Annotated in this window: 20 protein-coding genes; 8 read left to right on the top strand and 12 right to left on the bottom strand. The window is 61.2% G+C overall.

Annotation, left to right across the window (positions count from 1 at the left end; translation table 11 throughout):
- The first annotated feature begins 7 nt into the window (after positions 1-7).
- Positions 8-901 (top strand): protein-L-isoaspartate O-methyltransferase family protein, encoded by an 894-nt coding sequence (locus BSG20_RS06225; protein ID WP_370874172.1) that lies wholly within the window; start codon positions 8-10, stop codon positions 899-901.
- A gap of 3 nt (positions 902-904) precedes the next feature.
- Here BSG20_RS06225 and cimA read toward each other — a convergent pair whose 3' ends face one another.
- From cimA to cysS, 6 genes are read right to left on the bottom strand one after another with little or no spacing between them, the layout of a single operon-like run.
- Positions 905-2,521 (bottom strand): citramalate synthase, encoded by a 1,617-nt coding sequence (gene cimA / locus BSG20_RS06230; RefSeq protein ID WP_072372371.1) that lies wholly within the window; start codon positions 2,519-2,521, stop codon positions 905-907.
- Between the two features lie 29 nt (positions 2,522-2,550).
- Positions 2,551-3,510, bottom strand: coding sequence for a prolyl aminopeptidase (gene pip / locus BSG20_RS06235; protein ID WP_072372374.1), 960 nt, complete (start codon positions 3,508-3,510; stop codon positions 2,551-2,553).
- The gene (locus BSG20_RS06240; RefSeq protein WP_072372377.1) at positions 3,507-3,983 is read right to left on the bottom strand and encodes a GFA family protein; all 477 of its coding nucleotides are present in this window, start codon (positions 3,981-3,983) and stop codon (positions 3,507-3,509) included. Before BSG20_RS06240 ends, pip begins: the two co-directional genes overlap by 4 nt.
- A complete protein-coding gene (locus BSG20_RS06245) occupies positions 3,980-4,468 on the bottom strand; it encodes a GFA family protein (protein WP_072372380.1) in 489 nt (162 codons plus the stop codon). Before BSG20_RS06245 ends, BSG20_RS06240 begins: the two co-directional genes overlap by 4 nt.
- Positions 4,465-4,941: a GFA family protein gene (locus BSG20_RS06250; RefSeq protein WP_072372383.1), complete on the bottom strand. Its 477-nt coding sequence runs from the start codon at positions 4,939-4,941 to the stop codon at positions 4,465-4,467. The genes BSG20_RS06245 and BSG20_RS06250 overlap by 4 nt, the downstream gene beginning before the upstream one ends.
- On the bottom strand, positions 4,938-6,329 hold the full coding sequence (gene cysS, locus BSG20_RS06255; RefSeq protein ID WP_072372386.1) for a cysteine--tRNA ligase: 1,392 nt from the start codon (positions 6,327-6,329) through the stop codon (positions 4,938-4,940). Before cysS ends, BSG20_RS06250 begins: the two co-directional genes overlap by 4 nt.
- Before the next feature lie 308 nt (positions 6,330-6,637).
- On the opposite strand from cysS, the gene BSG20_RS06260 reads away from it, so the two are divergent.
- The gene (locus tag BSG20_RS06260) at positions 6,638-7,384 is read left to right on the top strand and encodes a glycoside hydrolase family 25 protein (protein WP_072372389.1); all 747 of its coding nucleotides are present in this window, start codon (positions 6,638-6,640) and stop codon (positions 7,382-7,384) included.
- Between the two features lie 8 nt (positions 7,385-7,392).
- Here BSG20_RS06260 and BSG20_RS06265 read toward each other — a convergent pair whose 3' ends face one another.
- From BSG20_RS06265 to radA, 4 genes are all read right to left on the bottom strand, one after another.
- Positions 7,393-8,133: an SDR family NAD(P)-dependent oxidoreductase gene (locus tag BSG20_RS06265; RefSeq protein ID WP_072372391.1), complete on the bottom strand. Its 741-nt coding sequence runs from the start codon at positions 8,131-8,133 to the stop codon at positions 7,393-7,395.
- A gap of 78 nt (positions 8,134-8,211) precedes the next feature.
- Positions 8,212-9,702, bottom strand: a complete 1,491-nt coding sequence (gene purF / locus BSG20_RS06270; protein ID WP_072372394.1) for an amidophosphoribosyltransferase — start codon at positions 9,700-9,702, stop codon at positions 8,212-8,214.
- Positions 9,703-9,874: 172 nt separating this feature from the next.
- Positions 9,875-10,501 (bottom strand): CvpA family protein, encoded by a 627-nt coding sequence (locus tag BSG20_RS06275; RefSeq protein ID WP_072372397.1) that lies wholly within the window; start codon positions 10,499-10,501, stop codon positions 9,875-9,877.
- Positions 10,502-10,594: 93 nt separating this feature from the next.
- Complete coding sequence (gene radA / locus BSG20_RS06280; protein WP_072372400.1) at positions 10,595-11,998, bottom strand: DNA repair protein RadA; 1,404 nt, start codon at positions 11,996-11,998, stop codon at positions 10,595-10,597.
- 151 nt (positions 11,999-12,149) lie between these two features.
- Here radA and BSG20_RS06285 point away from each other — a divergent pair, with 151 nt between their 5' ends.
- On the top strand, positions 12,150-12,785 hold the full coding sequence (locus BSG20_RS06285) for a LysE family translocator (protein ID WP_072372403.1): 636 nt from the start codon (positions 12,150-12,152) through the stop codon (positions 12,783-12,785).
- Positions 12,786-12,790: 5 nt separating this feature from the next.
- Here the strand turns inward: BSG20_RS06285 and alr are convergent, their stop codons facing one another.
- Positions 12,791-13,957: an alanine racemase gene (gene alr / locus BSG20_RS06290; RefSeq protein WP_072372405.1), complete on the bottom strand. Its 1,167-nt coding sequence runs from the start codon at positions 13,955-13,957 to the stop codon at positions 12,791-12,793.
- A gap of 179 nt (positions 13,958-14,136) precedes the next feature.
- Between alr and BSG20_RS06295 the strand changes: the two genes are divergently transcribed.
- From BSG20_RS06295 to BSG20_RS06305, 3 genes are all read left to right on the top strand, one after another.
- A complete protein-coding gene (locus tag BSG20_RS06295) occupies positions 14,137-14,958 on the top strand; it encodes an AraC family transcriptional regulator (RefSeq protein WP_072372674.1) in 822 nt (273 codons plus the stop codon).
- 73 nt (positions 14,959-15,031) lie between these two features.
- Positions 15,032-15,736: an AzlC family ABC transporter permease gene (locus tag BSG20_RS06300; protein ID WP_072372409.1), complete on the top strand. Its 705-nt coding sequence runs from the start codon at positions 15,032-15,034 to the stop codon at positions 15,734-15,736.
- Complete coding sequence (locus BSG20_RS06305) at positions 15,733-16,035, top strand: AzlD family protein (protein WP_072372412.1); 303 nt, start codon at positions 15,733-15,735, stop codon at positions 16,033-16,035. The genes BSG20_RS06300 and BSG20_RS06305 overlap by 4 nt, the downstream gene beginning before the upstream one ends.
- 31 nt (positions 16,036-16,066) lie before the next feature.
- On the opposite strand, the gene BSG20_RS06310 is transcribed toward BSG20_RS06305, so the two are convergent.
- Entirely contained in the window at positions 16,067-17,563 is a 1,497-nt protein-coding gene (locus BSG20_RS06310; RefSeq protein WP_024316461.1) for a replicative DNA helicase, read from the bottom strand.
- A gap of 341 nt (positions 17,564-17,904) precedes the next feature.
- On the opposite strand from BSG20_RS06310, the gene BSG20_RS06315 reads away from it, so the two are divergent.
- Together BSG20_RS06315 and BSG20_RS06320 are read left to right on the top strand one after the other, a co-directional pair.
- Positions 17,905-18,348 carry a MarR family winged helix-turn-helix transcriptional regulator gene (locus BSG20_RS06315; RefSeq protein WP_007800909.1) on the top strand — a complete coding sequence of 148 codons (444 nt, stop codon included), beginning with the start codon at positions 17,905-17,907 and terminating at the stop codon, positions 18,346-18,348.
- A 10-nt stretch (positions 18,349-18,358) separates the two neighbouring features.
- A complete protein-coding gene (locus tag BSG20_RS06320) occupies positions 18,359-20,041 on the top strand; it encodes an MFS transporter (protein WP_072372414.1) in 1,683 nt (560 codons plus the stop codon).
- The last annotated feature ends 8 nt before the right edge of the window (positions 20,042-20,049 follow it).

Consider the following 20,049-nt stretch of genomic DNA (forward strand, 5'->3'; position numbering starts at 1 on the left):
TGAATGGATGCCGGCCATCGCGACGGTGAAGACCATGGACGAAGAGGCTCTTGCGAACTGCCGAAGGGCGTTTGCCGCGCAGGTGCTTTCAAAGGAGGGCGTGCAAAGCGACGACGCGCTGTTGCGCGCCTTCGCGACGGTGCCGCGCGAGCGGTTCCTGGGGCCGCCGCCGTGGAAGATGGCGAGTTGGTGCGGCTATGTCGATGTTCCCTCGGGGGATCCCTCTGTCGTCTACCAGGATGCCCTGTTTGCGCTTCAGCATGAGCGGCATGTCAACAACGGTAGCCCGAGCTTGCATGCCAGGGGCATCCATAAGCTGGCGCTGCGCCGTGGGGAAACGGTCTGCCATGTAGGCGCCGGCAGTGGCTACTACACGGCGATCATGTCCCTGCTGGTTGGCGGCGATGGCCACGTCACTGCCGTCGAATTCAATGAGGAGCTGGCGAGGCGCGCCGAGGATAATCTGCGGGCCTATCCGAACGTTCACGTCGTCCGTGGCAACGGGGTCGAATGGCCGCGCGAGCTGACCGATGCCGTCTATGTGAACTTTGCCGTCCATTTTCCGGCCGAAGCCTGGGTGGAGCGGTTGAGTGTCGGCGGTCGACTGATCATGCCGCTGGGCGTCCCTGACGTCGATGCGGCCGGCCCGACCGGGCTTGCTTCCTACGCTGGTTTCTTCCTGTTTTGCCGCGAAGAACATGGCTACGCAGCCGAGTATCTTGGCGCGGTCGCGTTTGTCTGGGCAGAGGCCGTGGCGGGTGGCTTCGACAGCTACAGGCGGCTCGAAGCCGCCTTCAGCAGGGGCGGTATGCAGCATGTCCGTGCCCTGCGCTGGAAGACCGCACGGCAGGGCAAGGAGTGGTATTCGGAGGCCGATTGGGGCCTCGTATTCGGTATGTGACGCCTATTCGGCGGCGATCTTGCCGGCCAGTTGCCGGTTCTTCATCAGCTTATAGATCACCGAGTCCATCAGTGCCTGGAACGATGCGTCGATGATGTTCTCGGACACGCCGACCGTCCACCAGCGAACCCCGTCGCTATCGGTGGATTCGATGAGAACGCGGGTGATGGCCTCGGTGCCGCCGTTGAGGATGCGGACCTTGAAGTCGGCCAGAACCAGATCATCGATCTCGTGCTGATATTTGCCGAAGTCCTTGCGCAGCGCAAGGTCGAGCGCGTTGACCGGACCGTCGCCTTCCGCGACCGACATGATCGTCTGCCCGTCGATGACGATCTTCACGACGGCTTCCGAGACGATTTTCACGCGGCCATGGGAATCGAAGCGGCGCTCGACCATGATGCGGAAGCCCTCGACAGAGAAGAATTCCGGGATCGTGCCGAGGGTCCGCCGAGCAAGCAGCTCGAAGCTGGCATCGGCGCCCTCATAGGCATAGCCTGATGCTTCACGCTCCTTGACCAGCGCGATCAAGCGGTCGAGCTTCGGGTCGTCCTTGCCGACCTCGATGCCGCGGCGCTTTAGCGCATTGATGAAGTTCGCCTTGCCACCCTGGTCTGAGACCATGACCTTGCGGAAATTACCGACGCTTTCAGGCGTCACATGCTCGTAGGTGCGCGGATCCTTGAGCAAAGCCGAAGCATGAATGCCAGCCTTTGTCGCAAAGGCAGACGCGCCGACATAAGGCATCTGATGATCGGGCGAGCGGTTCAACAGCTCGTCGAAAGCGTGCGAGAGTCGTGTGAGATTCAACAATCGCTCGGTGTCGATCGAGGTTTCGAACCGGGATGAATAGGTTTCCTTCAGCGCCAGCGTTGGGATCAGGGTCACGAGGTTGGCATTGCCGCAGCGCTCGCCGATGCCGTTCAGCGTGCCCTGGATCTGTCGCACACCCGCCTCCACGGCGGCAAGCGAATTGGCGACCGCCTGACCGGTGTCGTTGTGCGCGTGGATGCCAAGACAGTGACCGGGAACGCCCGCCGCAATAACCGCGTGGACGATATTGCGGATTTCTGGCGGTTGCGTGCCGCCATTGGTGTCGCAGAGCACGACCCAGCGTGCGCCGGATTCATAGGCGGTCTTGGCGCAGGCGATAGCATAGGCGGGGTTTGCCTTGTAACCGTCGAAGAAATGTTCGCAGTCGACCAATGCCTCCTTGCCCGCGGCGACGGCGGCTTTGACGCTCTCAGCGATGCTTTCGAGGTTTTCCTCGTTGGTGCAGCCAAGCGCCACCTTCACGTGATAGTCCCAGCTCTTGGCGACAAAACAGATCGCGTCGCTCTCGGCCTGCAGTAGACTCGCCAGGCCCGGGTCGTTGGAGGCTGAAATACCGGCTCGCTTCGTCATTCCGAAGGCGACGAAGCGAGCTTGCGTCGTGCGCTTCTCGCTGAAGAAGGCAGTATCCGTCGGATTGGCGCCAGGATAGCCGCCTTCCACGTAGTCAAGGCCGAACTCATCAAGCATGCCTGCGATCGCAATCTTGTCCTCGACGGAGAAGTCGATGCCGGGCGTCTGCTGCCCGTCGCGCAGCGTCGTGTCGAAGAGGTAGATCTTTTCGCGTGTCATGATGGTGGTCCTGTCGGCCTTGTGGCTCGCTAATGCTTTCCGGCGAACTTGTCAGTAGCGCGGATCAGCTTGTCGAGGATGCCTGGTTCCGAATAGGCGTGTCCGGCGCCTTCGATCAGATGGAACTCTGCCCTTGGCCACGCCTTGTGCAATAGCCAGGCATACTTTGCCGGGCAGGGCATGTCGTAGCGGCCGTGCACGATGACACCGGGAATGTCATTCAGCTTATAAGCATCGCGCAGCAACTGTCCTTCGTCCATCCAACCCGCATTGACGAAGAAGTGGTTTTCGATGCGCGCGAAAGCATAGGCAAAGTCGGCCTCCTCGAACTTGCCGCTGGTCGACTTTTCCGGCAGCAGCGTGATCGTCTCGCCTTCCCAGATGCTCCAGGCTTTGGCAGCCTCTAAGGCAACGGCCCTGTCCGCGCCGGTAAGCCGGCGATTGTAGGCATGCATCATTTCATGGCGCTCTTCCGGCGGGATCGGCGCAATGAAGCGCTCCCATTTGTCGGGGAACATTTCCGACACCCCGAACTGATAGTACCAGTCGAGCTCGGCCTTGGTGAGCGTATAGATGCCGCGCACGATCAGTTCGGAAACACGCTCCGGATGCTTCTCGGCATAAGCGAGCGCCAGCGTCGAGCCCCACGAGCCACCGAAGACTTGCCACTTCTCGACGCCTGCCATCTCACGCAGCCGCTCGATGTCGCCGACAAGGTGCCAGGTCGTGTTGGCATTGAGATCGGCGTGCGGCGTGGACTTGCCGCAACCACGCTGGTCGAACAGCAATACGTCGTAGAGCGCAGGGTCGAAGAGGCGGCGGTGGCTCGGCGAAAAGCCGCCGCCAGGCCCGCCGTGCAGGAAGATCGCCGGCTTTGCACCCGGCGTGCCCGAACGCTCCCAATAGATCTTATGGCCGTCGCCGACGTCGAGGTGGCCGGAGGCATAGAGTTCGATCTCGGGGTAGAGGGTACGCAACACTTCAGTCATATTTTGACGCCTTCGGCTGGCCAGATTGCAGTATCGTGATCGGGATGCTGGAAGGAAATGATTGCCTCCTGCTGCGCGTAGTAATCCGGATCCTTGTGAATGGGTTGGTCGAAGATCGTCTCGACCCAGGGAATGCGGGTGTCGTAGTTGACCTGAATTTGCGGTGCCAGATCGCTGCGGTCGTCGAATGTTCCGATCGCCAGCTCGAGGCCGCCCGGGTGGCGGTAGGTCATCGGCGTGCCGCAATTCTTGCAGAAACCGCGCTCGATATTGACGGAGGACTGGAAATAGCTGGGCGCGCCGCGCGTCCACGCCATGCCTTCGTCAGGCGTCGTGACCAGGGCGGAGAAGAACCCGCCGAACTGCTTCTGGCACATACGGCAATGGCAGATCGAGGGACGGCCAAGCTTGCCGCTGATGCGGAATCTAACTGCGCCGCATTGGCAGCCGCCGGTTCGAATGGGTTCGCTCATTGTGACGCTCCGGTTGGCCAATGGGCCGTGTCGTGATCGGGATGCTGGTGATTGCTCGCGGCAATGGCGTTGTCGCGATCGGGCGTTTCGGGTTCCGGCTCGACGGGCAGGGCATCGAGCTCGCGAAACCAGCTCATCCTGTGTCCGATGTTCGATTGCATCACCGGCTTGACGCAATCGGGATCGTCCAATGAGCCGAGCACGATGTTGATGAAGTCGGCATCCGGAACATCGTAGAAAAGCGGCGTCCCGCAGTCCGCGCAAAAGCCGCGCCTTACGATACCGGAAGAGTGGAACCATTTGGGCTCACCGCGCGTCAGTGCAAAATCTGTTCGCTTCGCCACAGCCAGCGGCATGAAGTAGTTTCCGGCCGCCTTCTGGCACATGCGGCAGTGGCAAAGGTGCGGATAGCCGAGTTCGCCGACGGCCCGGTAGCGAACCGCGCCGCACTGGCAACCTCCGCTCAGAGCCGCAGCGGAGGTCATGGATTTCTCTCCTCAGGCCACGTCGTCGTGTCATGGTCCGGATGCTGGTAGGATACGATGTCGAGCACGAAGGGAGCAGCCTCGGCATCGTCTTCCGTCTCTCGGGCGGGCAACTCGTGCAGATGGTCGACGAAGCCGATCTTGCCTTCGGTGCCGAACTGGATGACTGGTGCAAGGGCGGACGGATCATCGAAGGCGCCTGCCGCGACTGCCATGCCATCCGGCGCCTCGTAAGTCAGCGGCGTGCCGCAATCGGCGCAGAAGCCGCGCTCGACCATGTTGGACGAACGAAAGCGCTTGCGCTCGCCGCGCGTCCATTCGAACTCGGCGCCACGCACGGAGACCAGCGGTGCGTAATAGGCACCGAACGCCTTCTGACACATGCGGCAATGACAGATGGACGTTTCCTTCAACGTGCCACGAACGCGAAAACGGATCGCCCCGCACTGGCACCCACCGGTATAGGTGGTCATCTCTTCACCTCCCACTTAGTCACCCGTTCGCCCGTGGCCGGATCCTTGCCGTCCTTCAGCTGGATGCCTTCGGCAAGCAGGGTGTCGCGTATTGTGTCGGCCTCGGCGAAGTTCTTCGCCTTGAGCAATTCGAGCCGCGCCTTCACGCGTCGGTCGATTTCGATGGCGACCGCTTCGTCGATTTCTGCCTTCTCAGGCAGGACACCGAGCAGGGTCGCGCTGGCGGCAAAAGTTGCGTGATCGCCGGACTGGGCAAGCGCATGCAACGCTTGAATGGCCGCCACCGTGTTGAGGTCGTCGGCCAAAGCGCTGAGGACAGCGGCGTCGGGCTGCGCGCCCCCTGCGTCCGCTGCCGGCCACTTGGCGAGCACCCGTTCGGCCTCCTCCAGCCGCTTGACCGAAAAGTCGATCGGCTCTCGGTAGTGGGTCATCAGCATGGCAAGACGCAGGACTTCGCCGGGCCACTGCCGGCCGCCGAACTTCTCGGTGTGTAGCAACTCGTAGATAGTGACGAAATTGCCTTCCGACTTCGACATCTTGCGGCCCTCGACCTGCAGGAAGCCGTTGTGCATCCAGACGTTCGCCATGACCTTGGTGCCATGGGCGCAACGCGACTGGGCGATCTCGTTCTCATGGTGGGGGAAGATCAGGTCGAGACCGCCGCCGTGAATGTCGAAGACCTCGCCGAGATAGCGTTCGCTCATGGCCGAGCATTCGATATGCCAGCCCGGGCGACCGCGTCCCCAAGGGCTTTCCCAGCCGGGTTCGTTGTCGCTCGAAAGCTTCCAGAGGACGAAGTCGCCCGGGTTTTTCTTGTGCGCCTCGACCGCGACGCGGGCGCCGGCCTGCTGTTCCTCGAGGTTGCGCCTGGAAAGCGCGCCGTAATCTGTCATGGATTTCGTATTGAACAGCACTTCGCCCTCCGCCTGATAGGCGTGGCTCTTGGCAATCAGCTTCTCGATGATCGCGATCATCTGGGCAATGTTGTCGGTCGCCCGCGGCTGGATCGTCGGATCAAGGCAGCCGAGGGCCTTGGCGTCTTCGAGATATTGCGTCTCGGTTCTTTCGGTGACCAAGCGGATCGCCTCGTTCAGCGGCAAGCCGGGGTGGTCGCGCAGAGCCCGCGCATTGATCTTGTCATCGACGTCGGTGATGTTGCGCGCATAGGTGACATGTTCGGCGCCATAGACATGGTTCAGCAGCCGAAACAGCACATCGAAGATGATGGCGGGACGTGCGTTGCCGATATGGGCGTAGTCATAAACAGTCGGGCCGCAAACATACATGCGCACGTTCTGCGAATCGATCGGCGCAAAAGCCACCTTTTCGCGCGTCAGCGTGTTGTAAAGCTTCAGTTCCGGCTTCTTAGTGTCTGGCGCGCCGGCCATATCTACTCTCCCAAATGCAATGATCCGAAAAATTCTACCACCGGCGGGCCGGGGCGTTTCTCATCTTGGACTTTTCAGGAGACGAAAACGGCCAGGCCAGCGAGCGCGCTAGCGAATAATCTTCCGGCAGATAATGCAGACAACCGTTTTCATGGCGGGTTTTATGGCGCGGGAACCGGGTTTGGTCAAGGGGGTGAGGAGCGGTCCGACTGACGCCCGAAGCGTAAGCGCAGGGCCTGGGGACCTCCCGCATCGCAGGGCAACAAAATTCTGCTACAACCCGCCAAAGAAAGCGAAAGAGCCCTGGTGTGAAAACACTCTGTCGAGCAATCCTCGCACTGGTGATTCTGACTGTCGCGGTCACATCGTATCTGGCATACGATCGCGCGATGGCACCGTTCACTCCTCCGACACTTGCGGACTATCCCATACAGGGCATCGACATCAGCCACCATCAGGGCGCCGTAGATTGGCGAGCCTTGGCGCGGCAGCCGAACGTTCGCTTCGCGATCATGAAGGCGACCGAGGGCGGGGATCACCGCGACACGCGCTTTGCCGAAAACTGGAAGGCTGCGAAAGATGCCGGAATCGTGCGCGGCGCCTATCACTTCTTCACATTCTGCCGGCCCGGCCGTGAACAGGCCCGTAATCTGATGGCGACCGTGCCTGTCGAAGCGGACGCATTGCCGATCGCGATCGACCTCGAATTCACCGGCAACTGTGGCAAGGTGCCGACGCTCGATGAACTGAGTGCGGAAATCAACGCATTCCTGGACGAACTGAACGGCGCTTATCCCGGCCGGCCGATCTTCTATCTGAACCAGCAATTCTTCGATCAATACCTGAAGGGAAACGAGGCACGGTTCCCCGATCACTATCTATGGCTGCGCAGCATCGGGCAGGAGCCACGGCAGAACGACTGCCGCGACTGGTCAATCTGGCAGTTCGCCGATAACGGCACGCTGAACGGCATTCAGGGACCAGTGGACCTCAACGCGCTATGTCCCTCGGAAACAGGCTTCGCTCACCTGTTGCGGGTCGCTCCGTCGAGTTGATTGTTGCCTTACTCCGGCAGGCGGTAATCGACGAGCTTGTTTTCGCGAACGATGAAGAGCTTGCCGGTCTCGGTCACGTCAGGGCCGACCAGCGGCAGGATCGCCTTGGCGACCTCGGAGGGATGCGGCAACGTCTCTGGATCTTCGCCCGGAACGGCCTGCGCGCGCATGGCGGTGCGGGTGGCGCCGGGATCGACACTGGTGATGCGAAGCGGCGTGCGCTGCGTTTCTCCGGCCCAGGTCCGGGCAAGCGCTTCGACGGCAGCCTTGGACGCGGAGTAGGGACCCCAGAAAGGACGGCACTTGTGCGCAGCGCCCGATGAGAGAATGACGGCGCGGCCGGCCTCCGAGCGCGAAAGCAGCGGATCGACCGAACGGATCAGTCGCCACGTCGCCGTGACGTTGATGTTCATCACCTTCTCGAAGGTCTTTGCCTCAATATGCCCGATCGGCGAAATCACGCCGAGTACGCCCGCATTGGCGACCAGGATGTCGAGTTTGCCCCAGCGCTCGAAGATCGAGGCGCCGAGCGCATCGATCGCGTTCATGTCGGCCAGGTCGAACGGGACAAGGGTGGCCGAGCCGCCAACGGACTTGATCGCATCGTCGAGATCCTCGAGGCCGCCGACCGTGCGAGCACAGGCAATCACATGGGCGCCGGCCTTTGCCAGTTCAAGTGCCGTGAAATAACCGATGCCGCGGGATGCGCCGGTGACGAGCGCGATCTTGCCTTCAAGGTTGATAGTCATTGTGCCCCGGTCCTGCGTCGCTGAAAAACCAAGGGGCGCAATAAGCGCCCCCTCGTCAAATGTCAAAGCCCATGGCTGTCAGCCATTGGTCGCGAGCAGGGAAACCTTGCGGCCCATCGTTTCGCCGTCCTTGTCGAGAAGGCGAGTCGGATAGTCGCCGGTGAAGTAGTGGTCGGTGAACTGCGGGCGGGCGTCGTTACGGTCCTCGCCGCCGACGGCGCGATAAAGGCCGTTGATCGACAGGAACTGCAGGGAGTCGGCGCCGATATATTTGCACATGGCCTCGAGGCTGTCGTACTGGTTGGCCAGCAACTTCTCGCGGTCCGGCGTGTCGATGCCGTAGAAGTCGGGATAGTAGATCATCGGGCTTGCGACGCGCAAATGCACTTCCCTGGCGCCGGCATCGCGGATCATCTGCACGATCTTCAGCGAGGTGGTGCCGCGCACGACCGAATCGTCGACGAGCACGACGCGCTTGCCCTCGATCATCGCCCGGTTGGCGGAGTGCTTCAGCTTGACGCCGAAGGCGCGGATCTGCTGCGTCGGCTCGATGAAGGTGCGGCCGACATAATGGTTGCGGATGATGCCGTATTCGAAGGGAATGCCGCTTTCCTGAGCGTAGCCGAGCGCTGCCGGTGTGCCGCCGTCCGGTACGGGAACGACGACGTCAGCCGCAACAGGCGCTTCCTTGGCAAGGTTGACGCCCATGTTCTTGCGCGCGACATAGACGCTGCGACCGCCGACGACAGAGTCCGGACGAGCGAAATAGACATATTCGAACAGGCAGAGGCGCTCCGGCTGGCCGTTGCCGGCCTTGCGGGCGTCGATCGAGATCGAGCCGTCCGGCTGGATTTCGCAGATGATGACTTCACCGTTCTCGACGTCGCGGACGAACTTGGCGCCGATGATGTCAAGCGCGCAGGTCTCCGAGCAGAAGATCGGCTTGCCGTCGAGCTCACCCATGACGAGCGGACGGATGCCGGTGGGATCACGCGCTGCAATCAGCTTCGTGCGCGTCATGGCGAGCATCGAATAGCCGCCTTCCATCTGGCGGATCGCGTCGATGAAGCGGTCGGCCGTGGAGCTGTAGCGTGAGCGGGCGATGAGGTGGAGAACAACTTCCGTATCGGAGGTCGACTGACAGATGGCGCCACCGGCGATCAGCTGGCGGCGAAGGGTGAGCCCGTTCGTGAAGTTGCCGTTGTGGGCGATGGCGATGCCGCCGACTTCGAGTTCCGCAAAGAGCGGCTGCACATTGCGGAGCGCCACTTCGCCGGTCGTTGAATAGCGATTGTGGCCGATGGAGATGTTGCCGGGCAGGCGGGCGAGGGTGGTCGGGTTCGTGTAGTGATCGCCGACGAGGCCCATATGCCGTTCGGAGTGGAAGCGCAAGCCATCGAAAGAGACGATGCCGGCCGCTTCCTGCCCGCGATGCTGAAGGGCGTGAAGGCCGAGCGCCGTCAACGTTGACGCATCGTCATGGCCAAGAATGCCGAAGACGCCGCATTCTTCGTGGAGCGTATCTCCATCGAATTCATCATTGAGCGTCAAGGAATGAGACTGGTTCATCGATGCGGGCCTTTGCTCTCACAAGAATGGATCGGCTTTTCCATAGCATGACGCCGTTGTCATGCGTTTTAAACGGCTGAGGCCCGGCGGAGCGGATGCCCGGCCGGACCTTTATTCACGTTCCGCTCAAATGGCAATTGCCAGGTGGCGGGTCAAGCTGTTGAACACTGCGTCAATTAGACGGCTGTTGTGCACCATTCGTAGGGGCGGGCGCGGCATCTTCGGCTGGGGCCTGATCGGATGCCGGCGCATTGCCACTCTCAGTATTGCCGCCCTGCGGCTGAATTTTGTCCATCACGCTCGCCCGCACCATCTGCGCGAATTCGGCCGGCAGTACGGACTGCAACTTGACGACCATTGAGTCCAGGAACGGTTTCGACTTGGCGTTGTTCACCCACGCCGGGCGGTGATCCGCGTCCACGAGCCAGTTCCAGAAAGCGACGGCGACGACGAGAAGAAGTATGCCCCTAGCCGCGCCGAAGAGAAAGCCCAAAGTGCGGTCCAGCGCGCCGATCCGGCTGTCGATGATGAAGTCAGCGATCTTCATGGTAATGAAGGAAATCACGATCAGCGCGATCAGGAACACGACCGCGGCCGAACCGACGATCGCGATGCGGTCGTCATCCGTGTACTTCCTCGCATAGGGAACGAGGTAGGGATAGAAATAGTATGCGGCGGCTGCAGAGCCGCCCCAGCTTGCGATCGAAAGAACTTCGCGGGAGAAGCCGCGCACCATTGCAAGTACGGCGGAGAAAAGAACGACGCCGATGACAATACCGTCGAAAATCGTAATGGGCATATAAATTCAACTCCAGGACCGCCGTTTATCTACGGCTTGGTCGCGCCTCATTGCGTGCTTCCTATAACATCACCGATGCTGGCGATGAAAGGATCAAACCTCTTCTTCCACACGTCGCAGTGCGCCTTTCGACCCGGCGATACGTGCAACCAGGTCCGGCAGGCTTTCAATCTCACTCCAGCGACCGCCGGAACCCTTCGGCAGGTCAGCTGACGCCGAGGGAAGCAGCGCGGCAGAAAAGCCCAGCTTCTCGGCTTCTTTGAGGCGCTGGGACGTATGTGAAACCGGCCGGACGGCGCCCGACAGGCTGACTTCGCCGAAATAGACACAATTGGCCGGGAGGGCAATACCGGCGAGCGAGGAAACGAGCGCCGAGGCGACGGCGAGATCGGCGGCCGGCTCGGAGATGCGGTAGCCGCCTGCGATGTTGAGATAGACGTCGTGCTGGCCGAGGCGCACCCCGCAATGGGCCTCGAGTACGGCAAGGATCATCGACAGACGCGCCGAATCCCAGCCGACGACGGCGCGGCGGGGGGTGCCGAGCGACGTCGGGGCAACGAGCGCCTGCACTTCCACCAGGATTGGACGCGTGCCCTCCATACCGGCAAAGACGGCTGCTCCCGGCGATTTCTCGTTGCGCTCGCCAAGGAAGAGTTCAGAGGGATTGGCGACCTCGCGCAGCCCCTTGTCTGACATTTCGAAGACGCCGATCTCGTCCGTCGGTCCAAAGCGGTTCTTGACGGTGCGCAGGATACGGTAGTGATGGCCGCGATCGCCTTCGAAGTAGAGAACGGCATCAACCATGTGCTCGACGACACGGGGGCCTGCGATCTGCCCGTCCTTGGTGACGTGGCCGACGAGAACCATCGCGGCGCCGGTCTGCTTGGCGAAGCGGATCATCGACTGAACGCCGGTGCGCACCTGCGTCACCGTTCCAGGCGCGGATTCAGCCAGTTCGCTCCAAAGCGTCTGGATGGAGTCGATGATCACAAGATCGGGCCGCTTGCCTTCCGCAACCGTCGCCAGAATGTCCTCGACATTGGTTTCGGCCGCCAGCAGGACATCGGTGTCGGCCGCCTTGAGGCGCTGCGCCCGCAACCGTACCTGGGCTACCGCCTCTTCACCCGAAACATAGATGATCCTATGGCCGCGACGGGAAAGCGCTGCCGCCCCCTGCATCAGCAGCGTCGACTTGCCGATACCAGGATCGCCACCGATCAGCACGGCCGAACCGCGCACGAAACCGCCGCCGAGCGCCCGGTCGAGTTCCGAGATGCCGGTGTGGATGCGCGGCGCTTCTTCAATCTCGCCAGAGAGTGCCGTCAGTGCCACCGGGCGGCCTTTTTTCGGCGTCTTGGTCGGCCCGCCGCCAATGCCGCCCATCGGGTCTTCTTCGACGATTGTATTCCACTCGCCGCAGTTATCACACTTGCCCGCCCAGCGGTTATGGACCGCACCGCAGCTCTGGCAGATGAATTGTGTCCTGGCCTTCGCCATCAATCATGCTTTCGGTTGGATGGCCGCCAGCGCGTCGCATCGAATCACTTTGATTGCTCAAATAATCATTCGCGGCACTGATCAAAACTAATGATTTCCCTATCAGGGGCTCCGGTGGCACTTGTTCTCCACTATCTTGGAGGCCACGACGATGCTGGACTATTCCCTCGCGCACTGGATCGCGTTTCTTTCCGCGGCAGTCCTGCTCAACCTGTCACCGGGTCCCGACATGGCCTTCATTCTCGGCCACACCCTCAAAAGCGGGACAAGGACCGGCTTTGCCGCACTCTTCGGCATCTGGACCGGCGCCAGCCTGCATGTGGCTATGGCGGCATTCGGTCTGTCCGCGATCCTCGCCGCCTCTGCGCTGGCGTTTTCGATCGTGAAATGGGTCGGTGCAATCTACCTCATCTGGCTCGGCCTTCAGGCCCTGCGCTCGAAAGGCGATGGCGGTCTGGTCAATGCAGCGAAGGACGTCCTGCCCTGGAGCCGCGTCTACAGACAGGGCATCCTGGTTTCGCTTCTGAACCCGAAAGTCGCGATCTTCTTCCTCGCCTTCCTGCCGCAATTTGTGGTCGACGGCGCCGGGCCGACCTGGCTGCAGCTGGCGGTCCATGGCGTGCTCATCATCGCCGTTGCCGCCTTCATCGAGCCGCCGCTCATTCTGGCGGGAGGCCGCCTTGCCGATCTCATCAAGCGCAAGAGAAGCATCGGCCTCTGGCTCGACCGCGGTCTTGGCGCGCTGCTGGTGGCGCTCGGCGTGCGACTGGCCCTGACGACGCGCTGAGGTCCTTAGTCTTCCTCGTACAGGTAGCGCCGCTCGTGGCGTAGGCCGATGCTGGTCAAGATCTCATAGCCGATCGTGCCGGCCGACCGCGCGACGTCGTCGACGAGCACGTTCTTCCCGAACAGTTCCACGTAATCGCCTGCACGCACTGCGTTTTCGGGAAGATCCGTGACGTCGAAAATTGTCAGGTCCATGGTGATGCGCCCCGCAACCGGAACCTTCCGCCCGGCCACGAAGCCCTGTCCACCCTGCGGCACGGTCTGACGCAGCGGCACGCCAGCGCTCGACTGGCTGCGCAGGTACCCGTCGGCATAGCCGGCCGACACGATGGCGAGCCTGCTGTCGCGGGTCAGTCGCGTGGCGCGGCCATAGCCGACGGATTCGCCCTCTTTCACCGTGCGAACCTGAATGATCCGCGCCTCGGCGCTCACCACCGGCCGCATCGGGTTCACCATGTTGTTGACGGCTTCGCCGCCGTAGAGCGCGATGCCGGGACGCGTGAGATCAAAGTGATAGTCGCTGCCGAGGAAGATGCCGGCCGACGCTGCAAGGCTTGAATCGATACCTTCATAGGCGGCGCTAACCTGTCGAAATGATTCAAGCTGCTGCCGGTTCATCTCCGACGAACGGTCGTCGCTGCAGGCGAGATGACTCATGACGAGCACCGGCGCAAAACTTGCCGGGCGCGAAACGTCGTCGGCAAGCGCGATCGCCTCGTCCATGGAAAGGCCCAGCCTGTTGAAGCCCGTATCGACATTGAGCGCGCAGGGGTAATCGCCGTATTCGGCAAGAACCGCCATCCAGAAGGCGAGTTGCTCTTCCGACGAGAGCACCGGCACGAGGTCGTTTTCGAAGAGCCGCCGCTCTGTGCCGGGCCAGATGCCGGAGAGGACGAAAATGCGTGCGTCCGGCACGTAGGGCCGCAGTGTCACGCCTTCATCGACGGTGGCCACGAAGAAATCACGTGCGCCGGCCATGTAGAGCGCTTCGCCGGAGTCTTCGATGCCGGTGCCATAGGCGTCCGCCTTCACGACCGCGGCGACCCGCGCCTTTGTGGAGCGTCGCGCCATGTCCTTCCAGTTTTCCGTCAACGCCGTCAGATCGACGGTCAGGCGCAGGCCGGCGGAATCGAATGGATCTTCGTCTTCGAAACTATCAATAAAATCAGTCATGGTACTTCACAAACGTGGGGAGGGTGCTTGTCGCATGGCAGTCTAGAGATCAATAAGGCAAAGTGAAAGCAAGCCAAGGAGATATCGATCTTGCGATCACTTTTGTTCAAGACGCAGGGGCGCGCCTGAAGTAGTTTGGTTCGATGGAGAATGTATCGCAAAAAGAGGCGGCCGACGCGATGCCGCTCGCAGGCATCGAACGGGCGCGCTTCTGGCGTGACCGGAGATTCCGCAACATGGAATGCCTGAGCGCAAGCTTCCTGACGCATGAGTATGCGCCTCATGCCCACGACACCTTCTCGATTGGCGCGATCGAAAGCGGCACGCAGATCGCCACGATGAAGGGCGTCCGGGAGGAGACCGGCGCAGGCGATCTCTATCTCATCGACCCAGGTGTCGTGCATGACGGCGTTCCGGGCGGCGAGGGGTATCGCTATCGAATGATCTACCCCGATGCCAAACTCTTCGTCGACATCCTCGAAGACGTGACCGGCAGGGCCTTCAACGGCACGCCGTCCTTCCCGAAGGAGCTTCTCAACGATCCCGAGATGGCGGCTGCCTTCCATTGCGCTCACCGCGTGCTGGAGAGCGGTGCCGGAGCACTGGAATCGGAGGAGGCGATGTTTCGCGTGCTCGCGGCGATCTTCCAGCGTTACGGCAGCACGATCGTCGTGCCGGTGGATACGAAGGAGCGTAGCGCCGTTGGCCGCGCTCGCGATTATCTGACCGATAATTTCGACAGCGACATTGGGCTCGATGAATTGGCTGACGTCGCGGCTTTGAGCCGCGCGCATCTCATCCGGGCGTTCCGGCGCGAGTATCACATCACCCCGCATGCCTTTTTGACCGACAAGCGGGTGCGTGAGGCGCGCAAGCTATTGCGGGCAGGGCAGGCGCCTGCCGACGTGGCGATCCAGTGTGGCTTCGCCGACCAGGCGCATTTCACCCGCCACTTTAAAGCGCGTACCGGCGTCACGCCGGGACAGTATCGCGCGGGGTGATCACTTTCGTTCAAGACGGTCGCCGTGCAGGGGCTTAACACCCTCCGAGCTTTAGCAAGTTCTGGAGGATTCAATGCCTACTCAAAGGCGACCGATCGGCGATTTTCTTGCCGGAGCGAGAGCAATCCTGCCTCTCGTCGTCGCCGTTATTCCGATCGGTCTCGTCTTCGGCGCAGTGTCGGCTACCAAAGGTCTGTCTCCTCTTGAGGCGACCCTGATGAGTGCACTGGTCTTTGCCGGTGGCTCGCAGTTCGTTGCCATGGATCTCTGGACGCACCCGGCAAGCTGGGCGGGCGTTGGCTTTGCCGCGCTCCTCGTCAATATCCGCCACATCCTGATGAGCGCGTCCCTCGGCACGAAGATGCAATCATTCTCGGGCGTGCGGAAATATGCGGCCATGCTGTTCCTGGCCGATGAGATATGGGCGATCGCCGAATTCCGGGCAGGTGTTGCGCGGCTGACGCCTTCGTGGTTTGCCGGCATCGCCATGCCGTTCTATGTGGCTTGGGTCGGCGCCACACTGATTGGCGCCTCGCTCGGCGCCTTCCTCGGCGATCCGGCTGGCCTCGGGCTCGACTTCGCCTTTCCGGCAGTTTTCCTGGTGCTGGCGATGGGATTCTGGAAGGGGCGTGAGACGGGATCGGTGCTGGCTGCGAGCGCTCTGGCGGCCGTTCTGGTTCACCAATTCGCCCCTGGCGTCTGGTACATCGCCGCCGGCGCGCTCGCCGGACTTGCCGCGGCGCTTTGGACGGGCAAGGCGAAGGCGGTCACGGCATGACCCTGGAGATACACACGCTTCTTGCGATCCTCGCCATGGCTGCTGCAACGGTCATGACGCGGATGAGCGGCCTGCTTCTCATTCGCCATGTCGAGATGACCGAGCAGACCCGAACGGCCATTGAGGCTATCCCGCCGGCGGTCCTAATGGCGGTGATCGCGCCCACCGCCTTTGCGACAGGCTGGGCCGAAACGGCTGCCTGCCTCGTGACGGCGCTCGCAGCGCGCCGCCTGCCGATGCTTGCAAGTGTTGCCGTCGGCGTGGCAACCGTTGCCGTCCTGCGCGCTGCCGGCCTGTAGATCGAATGGCGTGCTGACGAGAAAGATCTCGTCAGTGCTCTTCGTATTGGATGAATGAGGGATCGGCGAGATCCGCAAAACGCGTGAACTCCGACTGGAAGGCAAGCTTCACGGTGCCTGTCGGTCCGTGGCGCTGCTTGGCAATGATGACGTCGGCGGTGCCCTTTACCTTGTCGAACAGGGCTTCCCATTCCGGGTACTTCGGATCGGCGATATCGCGCGGTTCACTGTTCTTGACGTAATACTCCTCGCGGAACACGAACAGCACCACGTCGGCGTCCTGCTCGATCGAGCCCGATTCACGAAGGTCGGAGAGCTGTGGGCGCTTGTCGTCGCGGCTTTCCACCTGACGCGACAGCTGGGAAAGCGCGATGATCGGAACGTTCAGTTCCTTGCCGAGCGCCTTCAGGCCGGTGGTGATCTGGGTGATTTCCTGCACGCGGTTTTCGCCTGACTTGCCCGAGCCGGTCATCAGCTGGATATAGTCCACCACCAGGCAATCGAGGCCGCGCTGGCGCTTCAGTCGGCGGGCGCGAGCGGAAAGCTGGGCGATCGAGATACCACCTGTCTGGTCGATATAGAGCGGCACCTTCTGCATCATCATCGAGCAGGCGACGAGCTTTTCGAAGTCGGCATCGTTGATGTCGCCGCGGCGGATCTTCGAGGACGAGACTTCTGTCTGTTCGGAGATGATACGCGTGGCGAGCTGTTCGGACGACATTTCGAGCGAGTAGAAGCCGACCACACCGCCGTTCTTCGCCTTCATGCTGCCGTCCGCCTGCACTTCGCCCTCATAGGCGGCGGCGATGTTGTAGGCGATGTTGGTTGCAAGCGAGGTCTTGCCCATGCCCGGACGTCCGGCAAGTACGATCAAGTCGGAGCGCTGCAGGCCGCCCATCTTCGAGTCGAGCGAGTGGATGCCGGTGGAAATGCCAGAAAGGCCGCCGTCGCGTTCCTTGGCCACGGCCGCCATGTCGATCGCCAGCGCGACCGCGTCGTTGAACGCCTGGAAACCGCCGTCGTAGCGACCGTTTTCGGCGAGTTCGAACAGACGGCGCTCCGTGTCCTCGATCTGTGTCTGCGGCGGCATGTCCAGCGGTGCATCATAAGCGATGTTGACGACGTCTTCACCGATTGTGATGAGTGCGCGGCGGAGCGCCAGATCATAGATCGCCCGACCGTAGTCTTCGGCGTTGATGATGGTCACGGCTTCGCGGGCAAGCCGAGCGAGGTATTCGGAGACCGTCATGTCGCCGACCTTTTCCTCAGCCTTGAGGAAGGTCTTGATCGTCACTGGATTGGCGATCTTGCCCATACGGATGATGTCGCCGGCGACTTCGAAGATCTTGCGGTGCAGCGGTTCGTAGAGATGGATCGGCTTCAGGAAATCCGACACCCGGTAGTAGGCGTCGTTGTTCATCAGGATCGCGCCGAGAAGCGCCTGTTCGGCTTCGATATTGTTGGGGGCTTCCCGATAGTGCTGCTCCGCTGGAGCAACGGCGGCAATCTTTCGAGCGACGTCGTTCATCTTGATCCGTTCTGTCTTCTTCAGCTTCGGGTGTGGCGCGCGCAAGCGACAAAATCAAGCGCGGAAGCGAGAAGGCTTGTGTGCCGCCGTCGATACAGAAGGCCTTTGCCCGTTGTTCGACTTCTCCACAGCCGTACTTGCGGTCAGTGCAAAAATACCGAAAGTGTCACCTGCAGAACACGGCCAGAAACGACTCACTTCCATTGTCTCTTGCGTGATAGTCTAAGCCTGTCGGGGGAGACTTGCATCCAAACAGAGACGGACGGCTCTTGAAAAAGATCGGAAAACAATATAGGTAGCAAAGATATAATTAGCATGCTAACAAAATAGGACTGAAATATATGGGAAATCCCGTTCTCGGGCGCGAGCTTATCGAAGACCTTGCCGCTTTCAATCGCAAGCTCAGAGCCGTCTTCGACAAGATAGTGCGGGAGCGCAACATGACGTTGCCGCGCGCCCGTGTCTTCTTCACGCTCAACAAAAAGGACGGAATCAACCAGCGTGAACTTGCCGAACGGCTGGAGCTGGAGACGCCAACGCTCGTCAGAATTCTGGATGCGATGGAAGGGCAAGGTTTCGTCCAGCGGCGTGTGGCCGGCTCCGATCGTCGCGCCAAGGAAATCTATATCACCGAGACCGGCAAGGTCGTGGCCGGCGAGATTGATGACATCGCCGTGAAAGTGCGCGCGCAGGTCATCGCCGGTATTCCCGAAAATGATCTGAAGACTACTTTGGAAGTGATCCGGGCCATGCAAGCCAACCTGCAGGGCATTCGCGGAATTTGAGGTCCTGCCGATGAGCCTCGCCGAGACCGCCAACGACAATGTGGCGCCACGGCCCGCCGAAGAGGCGAAGCCGGACACGCAACAGACGCCGTCGCCGCCACCGGCGGCGGGCGTGCCGATGCCGGTCTGGAAAATGCCGCTCTACATGGCGGCGTCGTTCCTGCTTTTTCTGACGCAGGGCCTCGGCATGAACCTGCTGACCGCCAACATCTATCAGCTGCAGGGCTCGTTTTCCGCGACCACCACTGAAGTCTCCTGGCTCTCGGCGGCCTATATGGCACCTTATGCCAGCATGTCGATTGCACTCTTCAAGATCCGTACACAATACGGTCTTCGCCGTTTCGCTGAACTCGGCATTATCTGTTTCGTCGCTGCGGCGGTGCTCAATCTCCTTATCACGGACCTGCATTCCGCGATCGTCGTGCGCACCCTGAGCGGCATGGCCGCCGCGCCGCTCTCGACGCTCGGCTTTCTATACATGCTGGAGCCTTTCCCTCAGGAAAAAAAGCTCTCGCTCGGGATTAGCCTTGCCCTGATGTGCACGCTTTTTGCGTCGCCCGTCGCGCGCATCGTCTCGCCATCGCTGCTTCAGTTCGGCGGCTACGAGGCGCTCTACATGTTCGAGATGGGGCTCGCGCTGATCGTTTTTCCGATCATCTACTTGTTGCCGCTCACGGCACCGCCTCGGGCCAACGTCATCCAGCTGCATGACATTTTGAGCTATCTATTGCTCGCTGTCGGCTTCGGCTGTCTGGCTGTCGTGCTGACGCTCGGCCGACTTTATTGGTGGTTCGAGGCGCCGTGGATCGGCGTTCTGTTGGCCATATCGGTCGGCTCCATCGCTTTGATGCTCGTGATCGAATTGCCGCGCAGCAGTCCCCTGATCGATTTCCGCTGGCTGTTTTCGGGCGCCAATATGCGCATGGCGGGCGTCCTGCTGCTCTTCCGTTTCGTTTCTTCCGAGCAATCGTCCTCCGCCGCCAGCTTCTACCAGCAGTTGGGGTTGTTAAACGACCAGACCGTAACGCTCTATGCGGTCATCCTCCTTGCTTCCCTGGCTGGCGGGCTTTTCTGTGCATTTCTGATGACCACGCGTTACGTTGAAACCGCCCACGTATTTGCACTCGCTCTCATCGCAGGCGGCGCTTTTCTGGACAGCCAGTCGACGAGCCTGACCAGACCGCCTCAGATGTATCTGAGCCAGGCGATGGTCGCCACCGGTGCAGCGATGTTCCTGCCGCCGGTCATGGCGAAGGGCTTCAAGGCCGCGATCTCCCGCGGCATGCCGTATATCGTCAACTTCCTTGTGATCTTCGTCTTCACTCAGAGCATTGGCTCGCTGTTCGCCTCGGCGATGCTTGGAACGTTCGTGACAATCCGGGAGAAGTTCCACTCGAACGTGCTCGTCGAGCACATCCTGCTGCAGGATCCGATCGTGGCGCAGCGCATCTCACAGCTGAGCGCCGCATACGGCAAGGTGCTTGGCGACAAGATGCTGCTCAACGCTGAAGGTCTGGTGCTGCTCGCCCAGCAGGTCAGCCGCGAGGCCTATATTCTCGCATACAACGACACCTTCCTCGTCATCGGCTACTCCTCTGTCTTTGGCCTGATCGTCATTCTTCTCCATCAAGCCTGGCGCCGGCTGGCCTGGCCCAGGACAAGCCAGCCCGATGCAACCCCCGCTCAATCGTGATCTCAGGG

This window comes from Rhizobium tibeticum (genome assembly GCF_900110205.1).
Taxonomy (GTDB): domain Bacteria; phylum Pseudomonadota; class Alphaproteobacteria; order Rhizobiales; family Rhizobiaceae; genus Rhizobium; species Rhizobium tibeticum.